At 70.5% G+C, this 21,359-nt stretch carries 8 protein-coding genes; 1 reads left to right on the top strand and 7 read right to left on the bottom strand.

The window, feature by feature from the left end; genetic code table 11:
* Positions 1-288 precede the first annotated feature (288 nt).
* Positions 289-594, bottom strand: coding sequence for a chorismate mutase (locus tag ASF96_RS01380; RefSeq protein ID WP_055832214.1), 306 nt, complete (start codon positions 592-594; stop codon positions 289-291).
* A gap of 81 nt (positions 595-675) precedes the next feature.
* Between ASF96_RS01380 and ASF96_RS01375 the strand changes: the two genes are divergently transcribed.
* Positions 676-1,800: an AI-2E family transporter gene (locus ASF96_RS01375; protein WP_156458672.1), complete on the top strand. Its 1,125-nt coding sequence runs from the start codon at positions 676-678 to the stop codon at positions 1,798-1,800.
* 198 nt (positions 1,801-1,998) lie between these two features.
* On the opposite strand, the gene ASF96_RS16650 is transcribed toward ASF96_RS01375, so the two are convergent.
* From ASF96_RS16650 to ASF96_RS01345, 6 genes are all read right to left on the bottom strand, one after another.
* Entirely contained in the window at positions 1,999-2,277 is a 279-nt protein-coding gene (locus tag ASF96_RS16650) for a hypothetical protein (RefSeq protein ID WP_156458671.1), read from the bottom strand.
* Between the two features lie 401 nt (positions 2,278-2,678).
* The gene (locus ASF96_RS01365) at positions 2,679-4,685 is read right to left on the bottom strand and encodes an Ig-like domain-containing protein (RefSeq protein ID WP_055935276.1); all 2,007 of its coding nucleotides are present in this window, start codon (positions 4,683-4,685) and stop codon (positions 2,679-2,681) included.
* Positions 4,686-4,702: 17 nt separating this feature from the next.
* Positions 4,703-6,997 carry a beta-L-arabinofuranosidase domain-containing protein gene (locus ASF96_RS01360; protein WP_055935274.1) on the bottom strand — a complete coding sequence of 765 codons (2,295 nt, stop codon included), beginning with the start codon at positions 6,995-6,997 and terminating at the stop codon, positions 4,703-4,705.
* Positions 6,998-7,069: 72 nt separating this feature from the next.
* Positions 7,070-11,290 carry an OmpL47-type beta-barrel domain-containing protein gene (locus tag ASF96_RS16325; protein ID WP_082509219.1) on the bottom strand — a complete coding sequence of 1,407 codons (4,221 nt, stop codon included), beginning with the start codon at positions 11,288-11,290 and terminating at the stop codon, positions 7,070-7,072.
* Positions 11,291-11,461: 171 nt separating this feature from the next.
* Positions 11,462-17,626 (bottom strand): OmpL47-type beta-barrel domain-containing protein, encoded by a 6,165-nt coding sequence (locus ASF96_RS01350; protein WP_235560503.1) that lies wholly within the window; start codon positions 17,624-17,626, stop codon positions 11,462-11,464.
* 358 nt (positions 17,627-17,984) lie between these two features.
* A complete protein-coding gene (locus ASF96_RS01345; protein WP_055935270.1) occupies positions 17,985-20,669 on the bottom strand; it encodes a reprolysin-like metallopeptidase in 2,685 nt (894 codons plus the stop codon).
* Positions 20,670-21,359: the final 690 nt, after the last annotated feature.

The raw sequence follows: 21,359 nt of genomic DNA, 5'->3' as shown, positions 1-21,359 counted from the left end.
GACCGTACGCTCGCGGCGTCGACTCCCCCGAGTCGTCACCGGCGACCGCGGACTGGTCGGGTGGGCGGCCCGAATTCGGGCCTCCACCAAGGTTTCACGGTGATGGATCGGCTGGCAAATCGCCCGCGGTGTTGCGCTCTCGCGCACCCCGTGGCACGCGCGTGCGCGTGCCCGATGCTTCCCGGGCTCTCCCCCGCGGGCATCCCCGAATGCGAGCCCGGGCGTGTCGCACAACGTCGGCGGAGGCGTTCCGGCATCCCGAAACCGTCGCGCCGAGGCGACTACCGCTCAGTCGGTCCCGGGGTGCGCGGCGGCGGACCGGTGGTGACGGATGACCTCGGCGACGACGAAGTTGAACCACTTCTCGGCGAACGCGGGGTCGAGGTCGGCGTCTTCCGCCAACCGCATGAGCCGGGCGATCTGCTGCTCTTCGCGAGAGGGATCGGACGCCGGCATGCCGTGCTGGGCCTTGAGCACACCCACCTGCTTGGTGCAGCGGAATCGCTCGGCGAGCAGGAAGATCAGCGCGGCGTCGATGTTGTCGATGCTGCCCCGCAGGCCCTGCAGGATCGTGGTGGGGTCGGCGTCGGTCATATGTCCTCCCAGATCGCTCCGAGGATACCGCGCGCGAGGGTCGACGTAACGCGCTCCCCGCAGACCCTTACAGTGTTGAGCATGAGCCGATCGACGCGCCCCGACCCCACCTCCGAGGGCGCCGAGGCGGGGACCCCCACCTCCCGCGACAAGCCGGTCTGGTCCGCGGTCTCGCGCCCCTACGCCGCCGGCTTCTTCCTCACCCTCGGCGGTCTCACCGCGCTCCTGCTGGGTGCTGCGCTCTCGAACATCTCCACGGTGCTCATCTACATCGCGATCGCCCTCTTCGTGGCCCTCGCCCTCGACCCCCTCGTGCGCCTGCTGGTGCGCCGCGGCCTGTCGCGCGCGTGGTCGATCGTCATCGTGTTCGGCGGCCTCGCCGTCATCCTCGCCGGCGCCCTGTGGTTGCTGATCCCGCCCGTCGTCCGTCAGGTCGAGCAGTTCGTCCGCGACATCCCGAACTTCGTCAACGACCTCATCGACAGCGACGCCGTGCACTGGGTCGAGTCGAACTTCGGCGACAGCCTGGGCGACGTGCTCAAAGAGGTGCAGGGCTTCGCCACCAACCCCACGAACATCGCGGCGATCGGCGGCGGTCTTCTGCAGGTCGGCATCACCATCGGCACGTTCGTCTCGGGAGCGATCATCGTGCTGGTGCTGAGCCTGTACTTCCTCGCGTCCCTGCCCAAGATGAAGAACAGCCTCGTGCGTCTGACGCCCGCGCGCAGCCGCGCGACGGTCTCGGACATGACGGGTCAGATCACCGACTCGGTCGGCGGGTACCTCGCGGGCATGGTCGTGCTGGCGCTGTGCAACGCCGTCTTCGCGTTCATCGTGCTGACGATCCTGCAGCAGCCCTTCGCCGCGCTGCTGGCGGCCCTCGCCTTCGGGATCACGCTCATCCCGCTCGTCGGCTCGGTGCTCTTCTGGGCGACCGCCACGGTCTTCACGCTCATCGTCAGCCCGAGCGCCGGCCTCATCTTCGCGATCGTGTACCTCGTCTACATGCAAGTCGAGGCATATCTCCTCACCCCCCGCGTGATGAACCGCACCATCTCGGTTCCCGGCTCCCTCGTGGTGATCGGCGCGCTCGTCGGCGGCACCCTCCTGGGGCTCCTCGGTGCGCTGGTCGCGATCCCGGTCACGGCCTCGGTGCTGCTCATCATCAAGCAGATCGTCATCCCGCGTCAGGATGCCAAGAAGTAGCCCTCAGCTGAACTCCGCCACCCCCTGAAGGGGCGCTTCGCCGGTGTCGAGCACGCAAACCGTGGAAGGCGCGCAGCCGGGCCGCTTCGGCACCCTCTGACAGCAGGCGCGGCCGCCTCGGTGCCGTCGATCGTGAAGCACGACCGTATTCCCGCCCCGGGATACCGAGAGAGCGAGCGTTCCGCTCACCCCGACACCTCAGGGAAGGGCGGGGAGCTCGGACGGACGCAGCATGAAGCGAGCGTGCGCGCGCTGTCGGCTGTCGATCTCGGCGAGGAACCACTCCACCAGCGGCGTCGACATCCTGCCCTGGCTGAGGACGATGAGTTGATGCAGCGAGAGGGCGGTGAGGCTCGAAAGCCGTTCCCTCGACATACCTGCCTCGTCCATCACGGCATGGAACGAATCGGACCACTGAGGGTCCCGCATCCACTCGCCCACCGAACTTTCTCTGGAGAGCACGATGCTCGTCATCATTTTTCCTCCTTCGTCGTCGACCGTCGGCCCCAGCGGGCCACTCCTCTCGCGGCGGCTCCTGCCGTGACCGCTCCGGTTCCCCGCACGACGGCGAGCGCCGAGGCCGCCGTCCCCGATCGAGCGAGTGACGCCGTCTCCGAACGGGCAGCCGCAGGCGTCCCCCCGAGTCCGGAGGCCGACGAGTGCGGGGGCCGACGAGTCCGCCGACCCGGTGCCCACGTCACCCGCGCGATCCAGGTCGAGCCGCGCGTCGGCACCCGCCACACTCTCGCCGCGGGGATCGGCATCGCGAGCGGTCACCCGGAAGTTCCGGCTGGCAGTGCCTCCGCCTTCATCCGCGGCGGCGGGCAGGAACTCCGCGCCGGACGCCTCCGCCGCCGCTCGGAGCACCGGCCGGGCCGTCACGAGGCCCCGCTGCCGGGAGACGACGCGTGATCGTCCTGCCCTGACGCTCGGCGGCGACGCCGCACGAGGACGAGGCCGACGAGGAGTGCACCCGCTCCGACGCCGAGGGCGATCACGGGCACGCCGGCCCCGGTGTTCGCCAGGCCCGCGGAGGTACCCGAGGGAGTCCGCGGGACCGGGGGCGTCGTGACGGACGACGAGGGAGGGGGCGAGACGGCGACCGTCGGAGCGGGACCGGCCGTCGACGTGGGGGCGGGGGTCGGCGTCGGAACGGACGTACCCGTCGGCGTGGGCGTCGGCTCAGCGGTCGGCGTCGGCGTCGGCGTCGGCATGCGGGACGGGAGCGTGATCGTCCGGGTGGTCTCCTCGTTGCCCGCCACGTCCTGCGATCGCACGTGCACGAAGCGAGGGGCATCGGTCAGCTCGATCGAGATCGGCTTCTCGTACGTGGCGTACATGTTGTTCGACGCACCCGCAGGGTCGGCATCCGGTCCGTCCGACCAGACCGTACGCGAGAGGCCGGAACCGGGCTCGGCGTCGGCCGACGAGAGGGTGACGACGGCAATGACACCGTCGACGACCTCGACCCCGTCGGCGGTGACGGGAGCGACGCTGTCGATCTTCACGCTCGCCCGGGCTTCGCCCACGGCGCCGTCGGTGGCCGTGGCGCGCGCGCGGACGGTGACATCGCCCTGCCCGTCGACGGGAACGGGACCGGTGTACGGCCTCCAGGTCGCGCCTGCGTCGAGACTCACCTCGATCGAGGCGATGTCGGCCGCGGTCCTCTGCGCCGTCACGGTCGCCTTCGGGGTGGTGACGTACCAGCCGGACCCCTCGGGGGCCGCGTCGAAGGCGATACTCACCAGAGGCATCGTCTGATCGATGGGCGCCACGACGAAGACGGTGGCGAGCGCCCCCGCGGAGAACCCCGCGACGCTTCCGTTCACATCGAACATCGCCTCGGCGTCGGCATAGGCTTCCGGTGCAATGGGATCCCACGTGACGGGGATGCCACTGGCGGCCGTCCCGTCGTCGTAGGCGGCACGCACGGTCGCCGGCAGCACGGGCGCCACTCCCGGGGCGGTGACGACCGAGGTGTAGTCGACGGAGGTCATCGCCTGCGAGAGTGCGTCGGCGACGAACACCGTCGCCTCGACTGTCTGACCCTCGTAACCGCTTACCCGTCCTGCCACCGTGACGGTGCCGGGCTGGGCGACGTCGGCGGGGGCCACAGCGTCCCAGGTCACCGCCCTCTCGCGCAGGGGAGTGTCTGCACCGATCACCCAGACGCGCGACGGCAGTGCCGGCAGTACGCCGGTGAGGGTACGGACGGCGACGTCCTCGGCCGCGACGAACCCGTCGCCGGGCTCGGGATCGGGCTCGTCGGGCGCCGCGACGCCGGAGACCTCCCACTCGATGACGCTCGTCGCGTGGGCGACGCCGTCGACGACCTGCCGCTCGAGGGTGAGGCGCAGCGCCCGCGTCGTCACGGCATCGAAGGCGACCTCCACGGGCGCCAGCGACGTGCGCGGCTGCGCCGGGTCGAGATCGGGCAGCGGGTACGCGACGTCGTCGCCGCGCACGGGCTCCCAGTCGCCGGCGGCATCCTGATACTCCAGCGACCACGCGGCGGGGATCCGCACGCCGCCATCGCCGACACCGGCGTTCTGCCAGAGGAAGAGAGTGGATGCCGACACCGTCACCGGTAGGTCCCACGAATAGGTGGCGACGTCGGCATCGGGCACCGGGTCGGCGCCCCACGTCCCCCACATCGCGCCCAGGTCGTCGGTGGGGGCGGACGCCCCATCGTTGAGGGCGCTGGCGGAGTTCCAGGCCGGCACGTAGCTGACCGCGACGTCGGGAGCGTGCTCGCCGCTGGACACGGCGATGTTCCCAGAGCCCTCGGCGGCGACGGACGACGGTGCGATCGACGACGCCGAGAGGGCCAGGGCGACGGCGACGAAGCCCGCGGCTGTTCGGGAGATGAAGAGTGGAGTGCGCATGGTGGGCCCTGTCGTTCTCACGCGTCGATCGGGGCTCGGCCGGCCGCGAGCAACACCTTCTGGCGGTCGCGAGCGGTGAGCAGATTCGCTTCGGTGAAGGATCTCGACACCGACCGCACGGCATCCAGGAAGGCCGTCCGATCGGCGAACGGCGCCCTCGCCCACACCTCCTCGAGCAGGCTTGGGCCGTCTTGACCGCGGGTGGGGTTGCGCACCCGCGAGTCGACGCCGGCGAAGGCGACGGTGGGCTCGGATCGCTGGAAGTACATGTGGTAGGCCACGTCCTTGCCCGAGTAGGCCGGCTCGAACGTGCGATCGTCGATCACGAAGACGTTGCCGGGTAGTTGCGTGACGCCGCGGCGGATGGAGCCGTCGAGCGCCGCCCGTGACGACAGTGCCAGCGCGGCGTAACGCGTCGAGGAGTCGATGGCCGTCAGGACGACGGGACCATAGACGAGAGCCTGGATGTCGCGACGGTCGGGAGTCGGCTCGGTCCGCAGGCTGAGCGGGATGGTGACGGCGACCTTGTCGCCCTTCGCCCAGGATCGCGTCAGGGCCACGTAGGTGCCCGGCTTCGCCTCCGTCGTCGTCTGTTCGCCGTTGACGCTGACGGTCGATCCCCGACCCCAGGCCGGGATGCGCACGTGCAGGGTGAACGGTCCGGCCGGCGCGCGTGTGAATTCGAGAGTCGACGTGTCGGCCTCGGGGTAGGACGACGTCTGCACCAGAGTCACGCCCTTGTCGCTCCAGTCGAGGGTCGAGGCGATGTACAGGTTGACATAGAGGGCGTCTCCCGCCTTCGCACGGAAGTAGATCGTGTCCTGGTACTTCACGTGGCTCTCGAGGGCCGTGCCGCCGCAGCACGTGCCGATGTTGCCGTCGCCGTACTCCTTGCGGGTACCGGGGTTGACCGGGAACATGTAGCAGTTCTCCGGGCTGATGGTCGACTCGGCGTCGCGGCGCCCGCCGAGGATGTGGTTGAGCACCGTGCGCTCGTAATAGTCCATGTAGGCCGGGTTCTGGTCGTGCAGGAACAGCGAGCGCGCGATCTTGAGCATGTTGTAGGCGGCGCACGACTCGGCGTTGCGCTTGCCGATATCGCCGGCGACCGCGTCGGCCGGGCCCCACAGCTCGCCCTCGCCGGTGCCGCCGTGGGCGTAGGCTCGGCCCGGAACGACCATGCCGAACAGGTTCGTCACGGCCGTGCGGTAACGCTCCTCACCGGTCTGGTCGTAGAGCTTCAAGTACCCCGAGAAGGTGGGGATGTACTGGTTGGCGTGTCGACCGTCGAGCGTGTCGCGGTTGTCCGCGCAGGCGTCGACCAGGGTGTCGTAGGTGAACAGCTTCGCCGCCTGCAGGAACTCGTCGCGGGCCGAGTCGGCGGAGCGCCAGTAGAGCTCGACGAGCACGTCGTTCATGCCGCCGCATTCACCCGCGATGTAGAGCGACCACATCTTCTGTCTCTGCGCGGGGGTGCACTTCGACAGGCGGGAGTACACCCAGTGGGCGATCCCCTCGGCCAGCGAAAGTGCGAGCGTGTTGCCGGTGTAGGCATGCGCGTCGAGCAGCCCCGCCATGATCTTGTGCAGCGTGTAGTACGGCGCCCAGATCTCGCCGTAGGGCGCGTAGTTCTCGAGGGCCGAGAACTGCCACTCCCCGTATGCGGAGAGAAAGCCCGGGTGCGAGTACCGTGACGCCGTGCCGACCTTCTGCGCGGCCAACGCGGCCCGGCATTCTTCGAGCCCGGCGACGAATGCGCCGACCTTCTGCGCGAGCGCGCCTTCCCCCGTCGACGCGTACGCCATCGAGAGGCCGCTGAGGAAGTGCCCGGCGAAGTGGCCTCGCAGCAGTCCGCCGGCGCCCCGCGCGTTCTGACCCGCGCGGTACTCCGACGGCCCCCAGCGCTGGTCATCCGGGGCGGGGCCGAACTCCTCCCATCCTCCCGGCGGCGTGGCGCCGCGCGTGTCCAGCCCTGCGTTGCGGCGGAACACCGCGAGCAGGGCGTCGACGGAGTACGCGCGGTTCAGGATGAGCGCCTGCTTCTGCGCACGTGTGAAGACGCTCCGTCCAAGGGTCACCGCGCTCAGCGGGAACGGCTGCACTGCCCAGGCATCCGGAACGACCTCGCGCGTCGCCGCCCGGACGACCGCGGACGAATGCCGCAACCCCGGCAGGCGGAAGGCGGATGCCGACGGGGCGGCGGCGGTCGCCGCGGGCGCCGTGAGGGCACCGGACGCGGCGAGCAGACCGCCCACGACACTCGAGCCGAGCAGTGCGCGCCGGGTGAGGGCGCAGGGCGGGAAGCGGTTCATCGGATCTCTCTTCTTTGAGGGGATGGAAGCGGGAGCCCGCCGGGACCCGTAGGGGACCCCGGCGGGCTCCGCTCACGGCGTGCGGCGACGGATGCGGCGCACAGCGATGCCGACGGCCAGAATCGATACGCCGCACAGGAGCGCTGCCACCGGGACCGTGGTGCCGGTGAGCGGGAGTGCACCGGATGACGGGCTGCCCACCGACGGAGCACCCGTTGCCGGGCCGCCTACCGACGGCGGTGCGGCGATGCCGGACGCGATGACGCGCACTGCAGCGGACGCTTCGCGACCGGAGGTGTCACCCCGGAGGACGACCGTGCGGTCACCCGCGGCCGTGGCGGCGGGGATCGTCACCGTGCCGCGCACAGCACCCGCGGCATCCGCTCGCAACGATCCGAGCGTCCCGCCGGCGCTCCAGCTCACCGTGACGAGCTCCCCGGCGCCGAAGCCCGTGCCCGTCATCGCCAGGCCGGCCCCCGCCGACACCGTCGAGCCGCCGAGGGTGACGGTCGCGGGTTGCGGGTCGGGGTCGGTCGGGTCGGGGTCGGTCGGATCGGGGGCCGAGCCGGTCTCAACGCGTGTCGTCTGCTCCGCCGAGGCGTTCCCGGCGACGTCGATCGCCCGGTAACTCACGTCGACGGCGCCGCCGCCGGATGGGAGGGCGACCAGCCCCGCGGCGACGGGACGCCAGGAACCGTCGACCTTGCGCTCGACCGCAGCGACCCCCGAGCCGTCGTCGACGGCCGCGAGCTCCACGACGAAGCCGTCCGCGACGGTCGAGATGGTCGAACTCACCCGCGGCGCGGCGGTGTCCAGTCGCACCGTCACGACGCTGCGCGCCGAGACGTTCATCGCGGCGTCGACGGCCTCGGCCTCGACCTGATGGATGCCGTCGCCGCTCACGCGGAACGCGGCGTTCCAGGTCTGCCAGTCCCCGCCGTCGACACGCACCCGCACCACCGGCGCGGGATCGGTGTCGTCGACCGCCATGGCACGCAGAGCCACCGGCGCACGGAACCAGCCCGCGTCGTTCGGCTCGTCCGCCGTGGCGAACGTCAGCGTGGGGGCGAGGATGTCACCGACGGGTGCCTCGGCAGCCCAGACATCGAACTCCTGGATGCCGGCCGAGCCCTGGCCCTCCTGCGCACCCCACGACTGCATGAGCGCACGCAGCGCCGTCGTCTCGACCGCCTCGAAGGCGACCTCGTTCGCGGCGTCCGACGAGCGGCCATAGGTGTCGTCGGTGTCGACGTCGTGCCAGGCGCCGGCGGCATCGCGGTACTGCAGCACCCACGACCGCGGCGGGATCAGTCCGGCGTTCGCCGCGTCGGCGGCATCCCGGCCGAACTGCACTCCCGCGCGATCCAGCCGCACCGGGCGGTCCCAGCTGAGCTGCACCCACTGCTCCCCGACCTGTGGCCAGGTGCCCCAGCCGGTCGAGGTCGACCCGTCGTTGACGTTGGTGACCGGTGCCCAGCCCGAAGCCGACGACGCGGTCGGCGTGGCGTAGCGGGCCACGTTGCCGGTCATCGGAGCATCGGGCGAGCGAGGGATGGTGGTCGCGGTCGGCACCGAGACGTTGCCCGCCGCGTCCGTGGCCCGCACGTACACGACGTGCCGCTCCAGACTGGGCGCCGCCACGGCGCCCGTGACCGGCGTCCAGATCGTGGGCTCGTCGATCGCGTACTCCAGTCCCGCGAGACCGGAGCCTGTATCGGTCGCCGTCGCCGAGACGGTGCGCGCATCGGCGTCGAGGTGCGCGGTCACCTGGGGGGCCGTCGCGTCGATACGGAACGCGGCGGTGGCGTCGGCGGAGACGTTGCCGGCGGCATCCGTCGCCCGCGCGACGACGGTGTGAGCACCGTCGTCGTTGACGACGGTGTCGACGCGGCGCACGTCGGCGGTGTCCGTCAGGGGGCCGTCGTCGACACCCACCGAGATGCGCGAGCGCATGTCGCGGTCGTCGGTGGCGGTGACGCGCGCGGTCACGGGCCCGACGTACCAATCGCCGGCGCCCTTCGGCCCGCGCAGCTCGACCGCGACCTCAGGAGCGGTCGCGTCGACGGGCTCGCCGAACACCTCGAGCTCCGACAGGCCCACCGCCGCGTTCGTTGCGCCGTCCGTCTGCGCCACGAGCACCAGACGGATGCCGGTGGTCGTCACCGGGGTGAACGAGACGCGGCTGGGCGCCGTTCGTTCGACGGGGTATCCAGTGTCGCCGGCAACGGGGGTCCACACGCCGTCGGCGAGCGCCTCGACGCGCCACCGCGCAGGAACGGCCACTCCGTCTCCGGCGCCCGTCGTCTCGGCGACATCGCTCCAGAAGTGCGCGGTCACCGAGTCGACGGTCACGGGCGTGGCCCACGTGTACCCGACGTTGCGGCTCTCCGGTCGATCGCCATCCCACGTGGCCCACACCTGAGCAGCGTCGCCGCCCTCGTACAGCACGGTCCCGTCGTTCAGGGCCGCGAGCGAGTTCCACCCGGCTGTGAAGTCGGCCGCAGCCGTGGCGGTCGGGGCGAGGTTGGTGCGCCAGCTGTCGGCGCCGACGACCGTCACGGTCGCCTCGACGCGTCCGGCGGCGTAGCCCTGAGCGGTTCCGGCCACCGTGAACGTGCCGGTCGCAGCGTACGACGTCGGGTCGACGGCATCCCATCGCACCGGCGCGGCCACGCGATCAGCACCGTAGACGAGGGCGACGGTGTCGGGCAGCTCGGGCGATTCGCCGACGAGCGTACTGGTGGTGGCCGGCTCATAGCCTTCGGCCGCGACCGCGCCGACCGACCACTCTTCGACAGCGAGAGCGGAGTATTTCGCGGGTGTGGTCGTGCCGGGCGCGGCGTTCATCACGGCCCGCAGGCGCGTGGTCGTCACCGGGGTGAAAGTCACCTCGTGCAGCTCGCGCACCGTCGTCGGGTAGCCGCTCGGGTTCTGCACGTCGTTCCATCGGCCCTGGTCCCAGTACTGCAGCGACCACGAGGCGGGGGCTGAGACACCGTCTCCGGTACCGGGCTCGCGGTCGCTCCAGAACTGGATCGACGAGCGGTCGATGCGAACGGGCTCCGCCCAGTCGTACTGGAGCCACTGGCTCGCCGGGCGGTCCTCCCCATAGGAGCCCCACATGTCCGGCGGCAGCGGGTTGGGTCGGACGATTCCGTCGTTGAGGGCGGCGATCCAGTACTGGGTGGGGATGGGCTCGTTCGACGCGGATGCCGTTGCCCACGGGGCCACGTTCTGCGACGGGGTGGCATCCTCGTCGCGGGTCGGCGTGGTCACGACCGGCTTCATCCGCGCGGGCGTCACCGAGTCATCCCACTCGACCTTGTCGACGGCGACCGAGCGGCGGAAGTGATTCCCACCGACCGCATCGGCGGTGTGGTACGCCATGTACCACTCGCCTTTGAACTCGGTGATGGCGGGGTGGCTCGTCGTCGACGACACCGGTGCGAGCACTCGGCCCTGCGAGGTCCACGGCCCCATCGGCGTCGGCGCCGTGGAGTAGGCGATGCAGGCGTGGTACACCGCGGGGGTGCACCAGCTGTCGGAACCCGCGGTGTTCGCCGCATAGGCCAGGTAGTACGTTCCCTTGCGCTCGAAGAGCCAGGCGGCCTCGAAGAAGCCGTCGACGCCGCTGCGGATCTCAGTCGGCGTGCCGATGAGGGTCTTCATGTCGGATGCCACTTCGACCCCGAACAGGCGGCTGAAGCTCCCCCAGTACATCCAGACGCGACCGTCGTCGGCGACGTACACGGTGGGGTCGATGTTGTGGGCGTCGTTGCCCAGGATCTTCTGCGACACGATCGGGCCGCCGGCGTAGTCGGTCCACGGACCGGAGGGGGTGTCGGAGACGGCGATACCGATTCCGAAGGGGTCGATGGAGGTGCTCCCGGCTTCGTGCACGGGCACGTACCAGTAGAAGCGGTCGTCGGCGCCCTGCACGACCTGCCCGGCGTAGGCGCGACCGGGGGTCGCCCACGAGAACACCTGTTCCGGTCGCATCAGCGCGGGGTGATGCTGCCACTGGCCGGCGTCGACATCGGTGGTGGAGAACGACTGCCACTCGTTCATGATGAAGTCGTTCGTCGTCGGGCCCGCTTCGTCGCGGCCCGCATAGACGTAGAGCGTGTCGTCGACGACGAGGGTGGCCGGGTCGGCGGAGTACACCGAGCCGTCACCGATCAGAGGGTTGGGGAGGGCGGCGGCGGGGCCGGTGGGCGCCAGCGCCAGCAGACCCGCGATGAGGCCCACGGCGGCTACCGCTCCGAGGGGCCGACGCGCGGCAGATCGTGTCATGGAATGTCTTTCGCTTGTAATCACAGCGAGGAAGCAGGAAGCAGAAGGGAGGACTCCTCCCGGCGCACCGAGCGGGCCGAGGCGCGGACGCCCGGAACAGTCACGGAACAGGTCGGACGAGTCCGCTGATGTTCGGGGGTCGGGGCGAAGATGCGCCCCGACCCCCGATCATCAGGCCGAGCGGCGCCGTCGGATGAACGCGACGGCTGCGACCATCAATCCGAGGACGAGCATGCTGACGCCGGCGCCGAGCGCGACCTGCGTCGCCGCCGCATCCTGACCGGTTGTGGCCAGCGGGGGCGTCTTCGGCGACGAGGCGCCCGGGGCCACGACCGTCACCTGGGCAGTGAGCTCACCACCGGGGACCACCAGCGCAACCACGTGCACTCCCGCTGCGGCGTAGGCCGGAACGGTGAACACTCCGCTCGCCGTGCCGTCGGCCCCGACCGTCAGAGTTCCCAGACGGACCACAGAGGAGCGGAACTCGACCGCGAACACCGTGCCCGGTGTGGCACCGGTGACCGAGACGGGCAGCTGCCCGCCGGGCGCCACCTGCGACACGCCCACGCGCATCGACTCCTTTCCGTTGAGCGACCCGCTCGGCTCGGCACCCGGGGTGCCACCGGGGTTACCACCGGGGTTACCACCGGGGTTACCACCGGGATCCCCCGGCTTCGCCGGGATCGAGGCCTCGGCGACGTCGGAGACGTTGCCGGCGACGTCGGTCACCCGCACCCGGGCCGTGGTGGCGGCGTCGCCGACGGCCACGCTCCCCGCCGCTGCGGTCCACGCGGCGCTTCCGAGCTGGTACTCGACGAGCGCCACACCCGAACCGGCATCGGTACCCGCCGGGGTGACGGTGCGTGCATCGGCGTTCCACCCGACGTTCGCGACCGGCTTCGTGGCATCCTGCTTGACCTCCACCTGGACGGGGGCGGAGACGTTGCCGGCCTCGTCCTTCGCGCGGAACCAGACGACGGTGACGCCGTCGGTCCCGACCTCGAGGGGAGCGGTGTAGGCCGCCCATGCGCCGTCGCCGACGCGGGCCTCGATCGCCGGGGCGTCGTCGCGGTCGTCGATCGCCGTCGCCGAGACCTTCGCCGTGCCGGTGTACCAGCCGCTCGCGGGGGTGGCGGGGTCGACCGTGGTCGTCACGACGGGCGCCTGCGTGTCCGGAACGGGGGTCCCGGGCTGCTCCCAGACCTGCCATTCCTTGATGCCGACGCTGCCCTTGCCCTCCTCGGTTCCGATGGGATCGAGCGTGAGGCGCAGACGTGTCGTGGTGACGGGTTCGAACGTCACGGTGTTGTAGGCGTCCTTCTCCGTTCCATACGCACCGAGGTTGTTCACCGGCACCCAGGAGTTGGTCGAGGAGTCCCAGTACTCGGCGCCCCAGGTGGCGGGGACGTCGATGCCGAAGCCCTGCGCATCGATGTTGGACACGAAGTACGCACCCAGCTCGCCGATGGTCACCGGCTCCTTCCAGTCGTACTGCACCCACTGATCGTTCACCTGGGGCCAGACGCCCCAGACATGGGCGTTGTCGTCCGGCGTGACGTCGCCCGACGAGGTCGGCTGGACGTTGTCGTTCAAGCCCGTGACCATGTTCCAGGCCGCGGTCCCCGACGCGGTCGGCGTGGCGAACAGGGCGACGTTGCGCGCCTGCGTGCCATCCGCCTTGGCGATGGTGCGCTCGACGACGGCCGAGACGTTGCCCGCCGTATCCGTGGCGCGCACCTCGACCTTGGTCTCATCGAGCCCGACGAGCACGGGGCCCGTCATCGTCGACCAGACGTCGGCGCCGTTCAGCCGGTACTGGATCGTGTCCACGCCCGACAGGGCGTCGGTCGCCGCGGCCTTGACCGTGCGCGAGACCGCGTCGGTCGTCACCTCCAGCGCGGGTGCTGCCGTGTCGATGCGCACCGCCTGCTCGACGGGAGCCGAGGCGTTGCCCGCGGCGTCGGTCGCCCGCGCCTGCACCACGTGGGCGCCGTCGCCGGTGACCGCTACCGCTGCGGTGTAAGCCGACCAGGCACCCTGGTCGACGCGCACCTCGACGCGGGGGGCGGCATCCTGGTCGTCGGTCGCCGTGACGTTCACCGCGACCGCCTGGGTGTACCAGCCCGAGCCCGGAGCGGCCGGCGACACCTGGAAGGCCACAGTGGGCGCCTTCGTGTCGGTGCCTCCGCCGTCGACGGTCACCGCGGCCGAGGCGGCCTTGGTGCCGGGCAGATCGCTCTGCACGGTTCCTTCCACGGTGAACGTGCCTGGCGATGCGTAGGACGCGGCGTCCACCGCGTTCCACGTGACCGGGAGGTCCTGGCGCGAGCCGTCGTTGAACAGCACGCCCACGGTCTCGGGCAGCACCGGCGCGACACCCGGCAGGGTGCGCGTGGTCACGGCATCCACCTGGTTGATCTGGCCGGGAGGCGTCGCCCGCACCCACACCGTGGCCTTGGCGGCGACCGGCGAGCCCGGGACGACGCCCGAGAGGGGGAAGCTCCCTTCGCCGGCGACCTGCGCGTCGGTGACCTCGGCCCACGTGACCGCGAGGTCGGCGTGGCTGCCGTCCGAGAACGTGGCATCCACCGTCGCCGGGAGCTCCGGCTTCGTGCCCACGGCGGTGCGGACGTCGATGGGTTCGATCGAGACGGGGGCGTCGGCGAAGACCTTCCATTCGCTGACGGCCACGCCGGCGAACGTCGACCCCGAGCCGGTGGCCGAGAGCGTGGCGCGCACGCGCGTCGTCGTCACGGCACCGAAGGTGACGGTGTTGGGCGCGCTCCGCTCGAGGGTGTACTCCGACGCGTCCGGCACGTCCGCCCACGCGGCGCCGTCCCAGTACTGCACCTTCCATGCGCTCGGGACGTTCACGCCCTGGTTCGACGCGGGGTCGCCCTGGTCGGACCAGAAGTTCATCTCGACACCCGACACGCGCTGCGGTTCGTTCCAGTCGTACTGCACCCATCGGGTGGCGGGGTTGTCTCCGCCGGCCCAGGTGCCCCAGACGTCCGTGCTGGCGCCACCGTTGTAGAGGATCTTGCCGTCGTTGACCGCACCGACCTTGTTCCAGCCCGCGGTGAACGAGGCGGTCGCAGTCGCGGCGGGTGCGACGTTGGCGCCCTGGGTCGCCACGTCTCCCTGCACCGTCACATCGGTCTCAGAGGTCTGCTCGCCGTCGGTCGCCGACAGGCGCAGCACGTACTCGCCCTTCGCGGAGAAGCGAGCGGTGGTGGAGGCCGCCGTGGCGTCGTCGAAGAGAACCGTCGCATCCTCGGGGGCGCTCACCACGCTCCAACGCGCGCTGAGCTCGCCGCCCGGCAGACCGTCGTCCTTCACCGTGCCGACGAGCGCCGCCGACCCGCCGGCCGAGGCCTGCCTGTCCTGCCACGCCGTGACCAGTGGTGCCTGGTTCGTGGATGCCGGAGCGGCGATGCCCGTGGAGAACACCTGCAGTTCCTTCACCCCCGTCTTGGCGCCCGCGGCGTGCGTCGCCGTGAGGCGCACGGCGTCGCCGGTGACCTCCGGGAACTGCACGTGGTTGTAGTTGGCCCGCGGGTAGGCGGGGGTGCGAGCCTGCTGCGGGATCGTCGACCACTGGCCGTTCCGGCGCACCTCGAGGGTGTACACCGAGGGCTCGGCGTAGCCGGCCGCCGTGGCCGTGGAAGAGCTGTCGTAGAAATACGTGCGGACGTCGTCGAACGTCTTCTCACCGCCGAGCTCGACGGTCAGGGAGTCCTTGGCGTTCGGCGAACCCGCGGTGCCCCAGAAGGGCTCGTTGATCGTCGTGCCGTTGACGGCGCCGGCGGGCTCGCGGCCCGCGGCCGAGAACGACGCGGTCGCGGAGGTGGCGAGGTTGGCGCTGCCGGTGCTCTCGGTGCGCACGTCGGCGCCCGCCTTGGCGAACAGGTCGACGACGCGGGCGTCATCCGCGAAGCGCACGTCCTGCGGCGCCTTCACCGCGGATGCCGCGGCGGTGGTGACCTTCGCGTCACCTTCGACGACCTCCACGGTGCCGCTGGCGGGGTCGTAGACCACGTGCGACAGCTTGTCGACGGTGAAGGCGAGCGTGCCGTCGAGGAAGACGGAGTATCCCTCGGGCACGTCGTCGCCGTAGTGCCGCTCGCCACCGGGGGCGTCCCAGGTGACCGTCAGGTCGCGGTCGCGGTAGCGGATGTTGTTCGCGGTGAAGTGGTCCCAGCCGATGTCGATCGGGTCGAGCTCGATCTTGGCGTCGCTGCGGGTGCGCACACCCATGGCGTCCTCGATCATGGTGAAGTTCGTCGCACCGAGGATCGTGTGGTGGATCCAGGAGCGGTAGTCGATCTTCTGGGGGTCGGCGGAACCGTTCGCCCAGAACTCGTTCTGGTCGGGCAGACGGTTGTCGCCGCCGTTCTGGTAGTGCGACCATGCGTTCCAATACAGCAGCTTCTTGTACCACTCGGCGTCGATCGCGTCGGTGGGGTAGTCGCGCAGCACCTTCGACAGCATCCGGAAGGTCACCGTGGAGTTGATGACCGAGAAGTTGTTGCTGCCCTGGCCGCCGGTGGCGTTGTACGCCGCCTGGTCGGCCTGGTTCGCGGTGTAGAAGGGGAAGATCGGGTACTGCTTGTCGTCGGCGAACAGGCGCAGCGCCTCGACGTAATCGTCGTTGTAGTCCGCGTCGCCGGGTTTGGGCACCAGGCCCACCGAGAACGGGTAGTAGTTGTTGATCTCCTTCCACGGCACGTGCTCGCCGTTGTTCGCCATGGCGTGCTCGAGGAGCTTGCGGTCCGGGTTCCACAGGACCTTCATGACCTGGGTCTTGATGTTCTCCGCGAACGCCTGCATCTCGTCGGCCTTGGCGGTGTCGCCGGCCGTGCGGTACGCCTCGGCCGCGGCGAGGGCGTTGGAGTAGAGGTACGCGTTCTCGGTGCGGTCCTGGTAGCCGCCCTTCCAGTGGAACGACACGGCATCCGCGTCGTTGCCCGTCATCGCGCCCCAGTTGTATTCGATCAGGCCGTTCTTGTTGAAGTCGTAGGCGTCGACGAGACCCTTCACGTCGTCCTCGGCGTACTCGGCCAGGTTCTTCGCGATCGCGGTCGGCCCGCCGTGCAGCTGGTAGGAGCGCAACGCGGCTTCGGAGATGTACTGGGTGTAGCTGTTCGACCAGTTGGCGGGGTCGCCGGGGTTGTCGACGAACTTGTAGCTCTTGCTCGTCTCGCCCGTCGAGACCCACGGACCGTACGAGTAGATGGGGTCGCGGAAGTACTTCAGGTCGTCGATGAACATGCCCGTGGTGAGCACGATCGAGTTGTTGTACCCGAGCACACCCTCCATGGCGACCGGGAACTGGTAGGTGTTGCCCGGCATGTCGGCGTCGAGGAAGTTGTAGCGCATCAGCCACCAGCGGTAGTAGAGCGTCTTGTCGATGTTGTCTTCGGGGGTGTCGAGGTAGGGCACGTTCTCGGCCCACCACTTGTTGTAGGCGGTGACGTGGGCCGTGTACGCCGCACCGGCCGACTGGCCGCGGGTGGTGTCGTACTCGGCGCGCGAGGCGGCGATCTCGTCGGTGACGAGGCCGAGTTGCACCTTCGCGGTGGCCGAGCCCCCGGCGGGCACCGACAGCGTGCGGGTGAGCGTCTCGCCCGCGGGGGCGAACCCGTCGCCCGAGAGGCGGGGCGACAGCTTCGTGAGGTCGTTCAGCGCCTGAACGTGGCCGACGAGCTCGTCACCGTCGGCGGTGACGGCGTAGGGGGAGGATGCCACGAGCTCGACGTCGACGGCCCCGCCGGTCGAGCGCACCTCGAGGTTGGTGACGAGCACGTTGGCGTCGGTGATGAACTTCGTCTGCACGACCTCGATGCCGCCGCCGCGGTGGACGCTCCGCCAGTAGCTGGGCGTCTGCTTCCGCTGCGCGATGTCCTCGGTCAGGCCGACCTCGTTCCCGCCGACGCGGGCGACGATCGTGTAGCCCGATCGCCCGTCGATGGACTCCCAGTACGCGAGCTGTCCGCCGAAGCCGAGGGCTGCCGGGTTGTGCTCCTTCATGAAGGCGGCGCGTCCGCGCGTGAACAACCACTGGTTGTTGTCGCCGAAGCTGCCCGCGTCGCCGGTGCGCGCGAGCATCTCATCCATCCAGAAGTCGCTCGACGCGCTCGATCCCGCGCCGGCGGCGACGTCGGCGTCGAAGACGCGCTGCAGTTGGTTTCCCGGGGTATAGGTCACCCCCGTGTCCGGGACGGGGGTGGCGCTTCCCGAGAATGTCGGGTAGCCGATGTCGGTGTTGGCGGCGTGCGCCGGCGCGACCACGAAGGTTGTCGCCAGCACCGTCGCGATCGCCGTCGCGGCGATCACGGAACGCCCGATGCGACGGGGGGTCGTCGGATTGCAGTCCACTGTGTCTGTTCCTCTCGGCGCCGTTCATCGATGAGCGGCACGTACGCGAAAAGCACGCTACCGAGGCCCTAAACCACTTCGCAATGCTTTTCGTAAGTTTCGGAGCGGCACGAAAAGCTCACCCGCTCGCGGCGTCGACGAGGACGGCTTCACGGCGACCGCGACGATGTGTGCGCGCCCGACGATCGAGACGCACCCGCGGGCTCTCGAAGCCCGGGCCGGTGCGCCGCACGACGACCGACGGCGGGACGGGGTTGCTCGCGCGCCCCGCCCCGCGATCGTGACGACCTCGTCACTCAGTCGCTGTCGTCGGCGCCTACTCCGCTGCGACCCGACGTCGACGCCGGCGCACGAACAGACCGACCACGACGGTGCCGGCGGCGGCGAGCGCGAGCACTCCCGAGATGGCCGTACCGGTGCTGGCCAGGCGGTGCTCGGACGACGGACGACCCGGGGTCGCCCCGGCGACCGCCGGCGGTGTGGCAGTCGACCCCGGGGGCGCGACCGGTGCCGGCGTCGTGGTCGGCGTGGGCGTCGCACTCGGGCTCGTGGTGGGCGCTGGTGTGGCCGTCGGCGTCGGCGTCGGCGCGGCGACGATCGTGATCGTCGTGATCGCTCGCGAGGCCGACTCCGCGCCCACCGCCGTCAGCGTCGCACGTCCAGCCGCGGCGGCGAGTGGTACCCGCACACGCGCCCGGAACGCACCCGCGTCGTCGGCCGCTACGCGCGTGTCGACGGTTCCCCCGTCGGCGACGAGAGTCACGTCGACGTTCTCGCGCGGGGTGAACCCCGACCCCGAGATCGTGACCTCCGAGCCCGATTCCGCGCTGTCGCTACCGGTCGAGAGCACCGCGGCGGCCCGTTGCTGGATCTCGAACGGCCCCGGGTCCACGGCGAAGAAGTAGTTGTCGACCGCCTCGACCTTGATCCGCGCCGCACTCGTGGTGACGTCGGGCAGCACCACCGACTGCGAACCGTCGTTGGGCGTGCTCGCGGCCAGCACCGTGTCGAATGTCTTGCCGGCGTCCGTCGACAGAACGATCCGCACGTTCGGCGCGAGGGCGGCGGCATCCGTCCCGTTCACCTGCCACCGCAGGGTCTGACGACTGCCCCCCGGGTAGCTGTCGGCGGATGCAGGATCGAGTCCCGACACGAGGAGGGGTCCGGCATCTCGGTCGAGGGTCAGGCGCACGTCCCCGAAAGCGACGACTCCCCCGCGCGGATCGGCGTCGCGAGCAGTGACCCGGAAGTCGATGCTGCCGGTCCCGGCGCCGGCGCCGACGTAGGCCCCACTCGGCAGGTACTCGGAGAAGCACTCGATCTTCGCAACGCCGGTCAGCGTGGGGTCGCACGTACCGGTCACGGCGTTCGTGGTGCCCGCGAGCACCTGCGCCATGTCCGGGAAGGTGCGCGCGGCCGACCGTGACGCACGATTGCCGCCCGTCGAGAAGTACTGCGCGGCGGTGGAGGAGGTGTCGACGTAGGTGCCGAACGTGCGGAACAGCGGCCCGGCCGACTTCGCATCGTCGAACAGCCCCCGGTCGGGGTCTCCCACGTCGGTCTGCTCCCACAGGTACGTCGTGGAGTTGCCGTCCGGGTCGCTCCCGGTCGCGGCGAGGGTGAAGGGGGTACGCAGCGGCAGCATCCGCGGAGCCGGCGGCGTCACCGTCGGCGCGGCGTTCCCGGTCGGCACGTCGGCAAGCCGCCCATCGATGGTCCGGTGGATCTCGACGATGCTCGCCTGCGACAGATAGGGGTCGCTGTGCGGCTGCAGGTCGTTGTCGCCGCAGATACCCGCGTAGGCCATCACCGTCGATCCCGACCCGGGCTCGACGGCCGTGTCGCCACTGCTTCCGCCGCACGCGTTGAAGGTGTGGCTCGCGCCGAGCTGGTGCCCCAGCTCGTGGGCGAGGTAGTCGATCGCGAAGGCGTCGCCGATCGGAGACGCGCTCCCGGTGCAGCCCCCGCCCTTGACGAAGTCGAGGCCCACCTCGCCGTATCCCGCGATGCCGCCACCGCCCCCGCCGAGCACCAGGTGCCCGATGTCGTAGCCGGCCGTGCCGACGATGGTCTGCACGGCGGCGCTGTTCTGGCGGAGCGTCTCGACGTCGCAGCCCGCCAGTGCGGCGGGCGTGAAGCACGCGTCGGCGCCGCACGGGCCGTCGGCTCCGACGGCGCGCGCGTCGGTGTCGAAGTTGAGGGAGTCGGTGCCGTCGGCCAGCAGCAGTCGCAGCCCCAGATCGTCGTTGAACACGCCGGCCACGCGATTGACCATCGACACCTTCGCGGCGAGGACGTTCTGAGTGCCGTAGAAGCGGGCGAAGGCGGGATCGCTCGCCAGCGCCAGGCGCACGGTGCGCAGCACCGGGGCGGGGTCGTCGAGAGCCGCGGCCCGTTCCGGCGCCGCCGCGCGGGCCGCGGCATCCGTATCCGCGTGGATGTCGTCGTGCTCGACCTCGGTGAGACGCGGCACGTCGAGCGAGCCGGCGGCGTACGAGACGTACCGCGCGGTGTCGCCCACGTTCGCGGGTTCGACGTACCAGGCCCGAGTGGCGTTGTCGCCGGAGCGCACCATCGCGTGGAAGCCCAGCGGGGTGAGGTCGGCGCGGATGCTGAGTCCCTCGTCGTCGACGCCGCGCCCGGCGAACGTGCGCAGCTCGGGGTGCGCAGCGCGCAGGTCCACATCGAGCAGGTCGACGGGCGCCACCGCGAACTCGACCAGGTCGCCGTCGGGGGTGGGAACGCTCAGCCGGGTCGTGTTCGCGGTCGAGCGCGTGGCCGCGTCGGGCGCCGCGGCGAACAGAGCGCTCAGGCCGGCGACATCCAGTTCGTACGGACGGGATGCCTCGTCCCGCACGGGCAGATCGGAATCCTCCGTCTGCACGAGAGGCGTCCAGAGGGCGTCCTCACTACCCTCGTCCGGCGCGGCCGATGAGACGGTCGGCGCCGAGGAGACGATGAGAGCGACGGTGGCGGCGACAGCCGCGAACCGACGGATCATGAACGGTGTCCGCGGGCGGCGGCGGGGGCGGGGGGCATGTTGGTCTGCACTTCCTTGCACGGGGCAGTCGTCGACCACGACGTCGCACGCCGGTCGGTGGCTTGCTCACCGTCCGCACGGCCACGAACCAGGCATCGTCGACCGGCCGGCGGATCTCGTGAATCCGGCTACCGGAAAGACTTTCGTCGCAGCGTAGCGGCCTTCACGTTTCGTGCGCACCCTTCGAAAACGATTGCATTCGCAGCCTTCACGCCCGCTTCCGTTCGGCGTATTCCCGTTCGTAACAATCTCGAAACCGTTTGCGTATTTTCGGAAGGAGCCCACCACTACTCGGTCGCACCACCCCGGCCCGCCGTGCTATGGCGACGCAACCCTGACGGGCGCGCAGATATCGTTCTGGAACGACAACACACCGACGGATCGACGTTCTCCGCGGTCGCTGTGAGCGATTTCGCCGTGACGGGGACCGCTTCCGAGCACGGGCGCGCCAACGGCGGGGCATCGGCACGGCGTTGGTCGCGGGAGGGTTCGTGATCACGCGATCAGGAGGCCGCAGACGCGGTAAGGCTCTCAGTCGTCGCATGGCGCTCGCGCGGCACCGTCCGGAGGCATTCCTGACGATCGTCGTGGGTGCCCTCGGACGAGTCTCCGGCCCTGTGCCGGCGCGGTCATGTGACCGCACGGCCGCGC

This window comes from Microbacterium sp. Leaf179, from assembly GCF_001423785.1.
Taxonomy (GTDB): domain Bacteria; phylum Actinomycetota; class Actinomycetes; order Actinomycetales; family Microbacteriaceae; genus Microbacterium.
Note: the sequence above shows the minus strand (reverse complement) of the source record. Positions and strands in the feature narration are given on the sequence as shown.

Coding starts and splice junctions, on each gene's coding strand:
- ASF96_RS16325 (WP_082509219.1), bottom strand. CDS start 11,290: ATGACACGATCTGCCGCGCGTCGGCCCCTCGGAGCGGTAGCCGCCGTG.
- ASF96_RS16650 (WP_156458671.1), bottom strand. CDS start 2,277: ATGATGACGAGCATCGTGCTCTCCAGAGAAAGTTCGGTGGGCGAGTGG.
- ASF96_RS01380 (WP_055832214.1), bottom strand. CDS start 594: ATGACCGACGCCGACCCCACCACGATCCTGCAGGGCCTGCGGGGCAGC.
- ASF96_RS01365 (WP_055935276.1), bottom strand. CDS start 4,685: ATGCGCACTCCACTCTTCATCTCCCGAACAGCCGCGGGCTTCGTCGCC.
- ASF96_RS01375 (WP_156458672.1), top strand. CDS start 676: ATGAGCCGATCGACGCGCCCCGACCCCACCTCCGAGGGCGCCGAGGCG.
- ASF96_RS01345 (WP_055935270.1), bottom strand. CDS start 20,669: ATGATCCGTCGGTTCGCGGCTGTCGCCGCCACCGTCGCTCTCATCGTC.
- ASF96_RS01360 (WP_055935274.1), bottom strand. CDS start 6,997: ATGAACCGCTTCCCGCCCTGCGCCCTCACCCGGCGCGCACTGCTCGGC.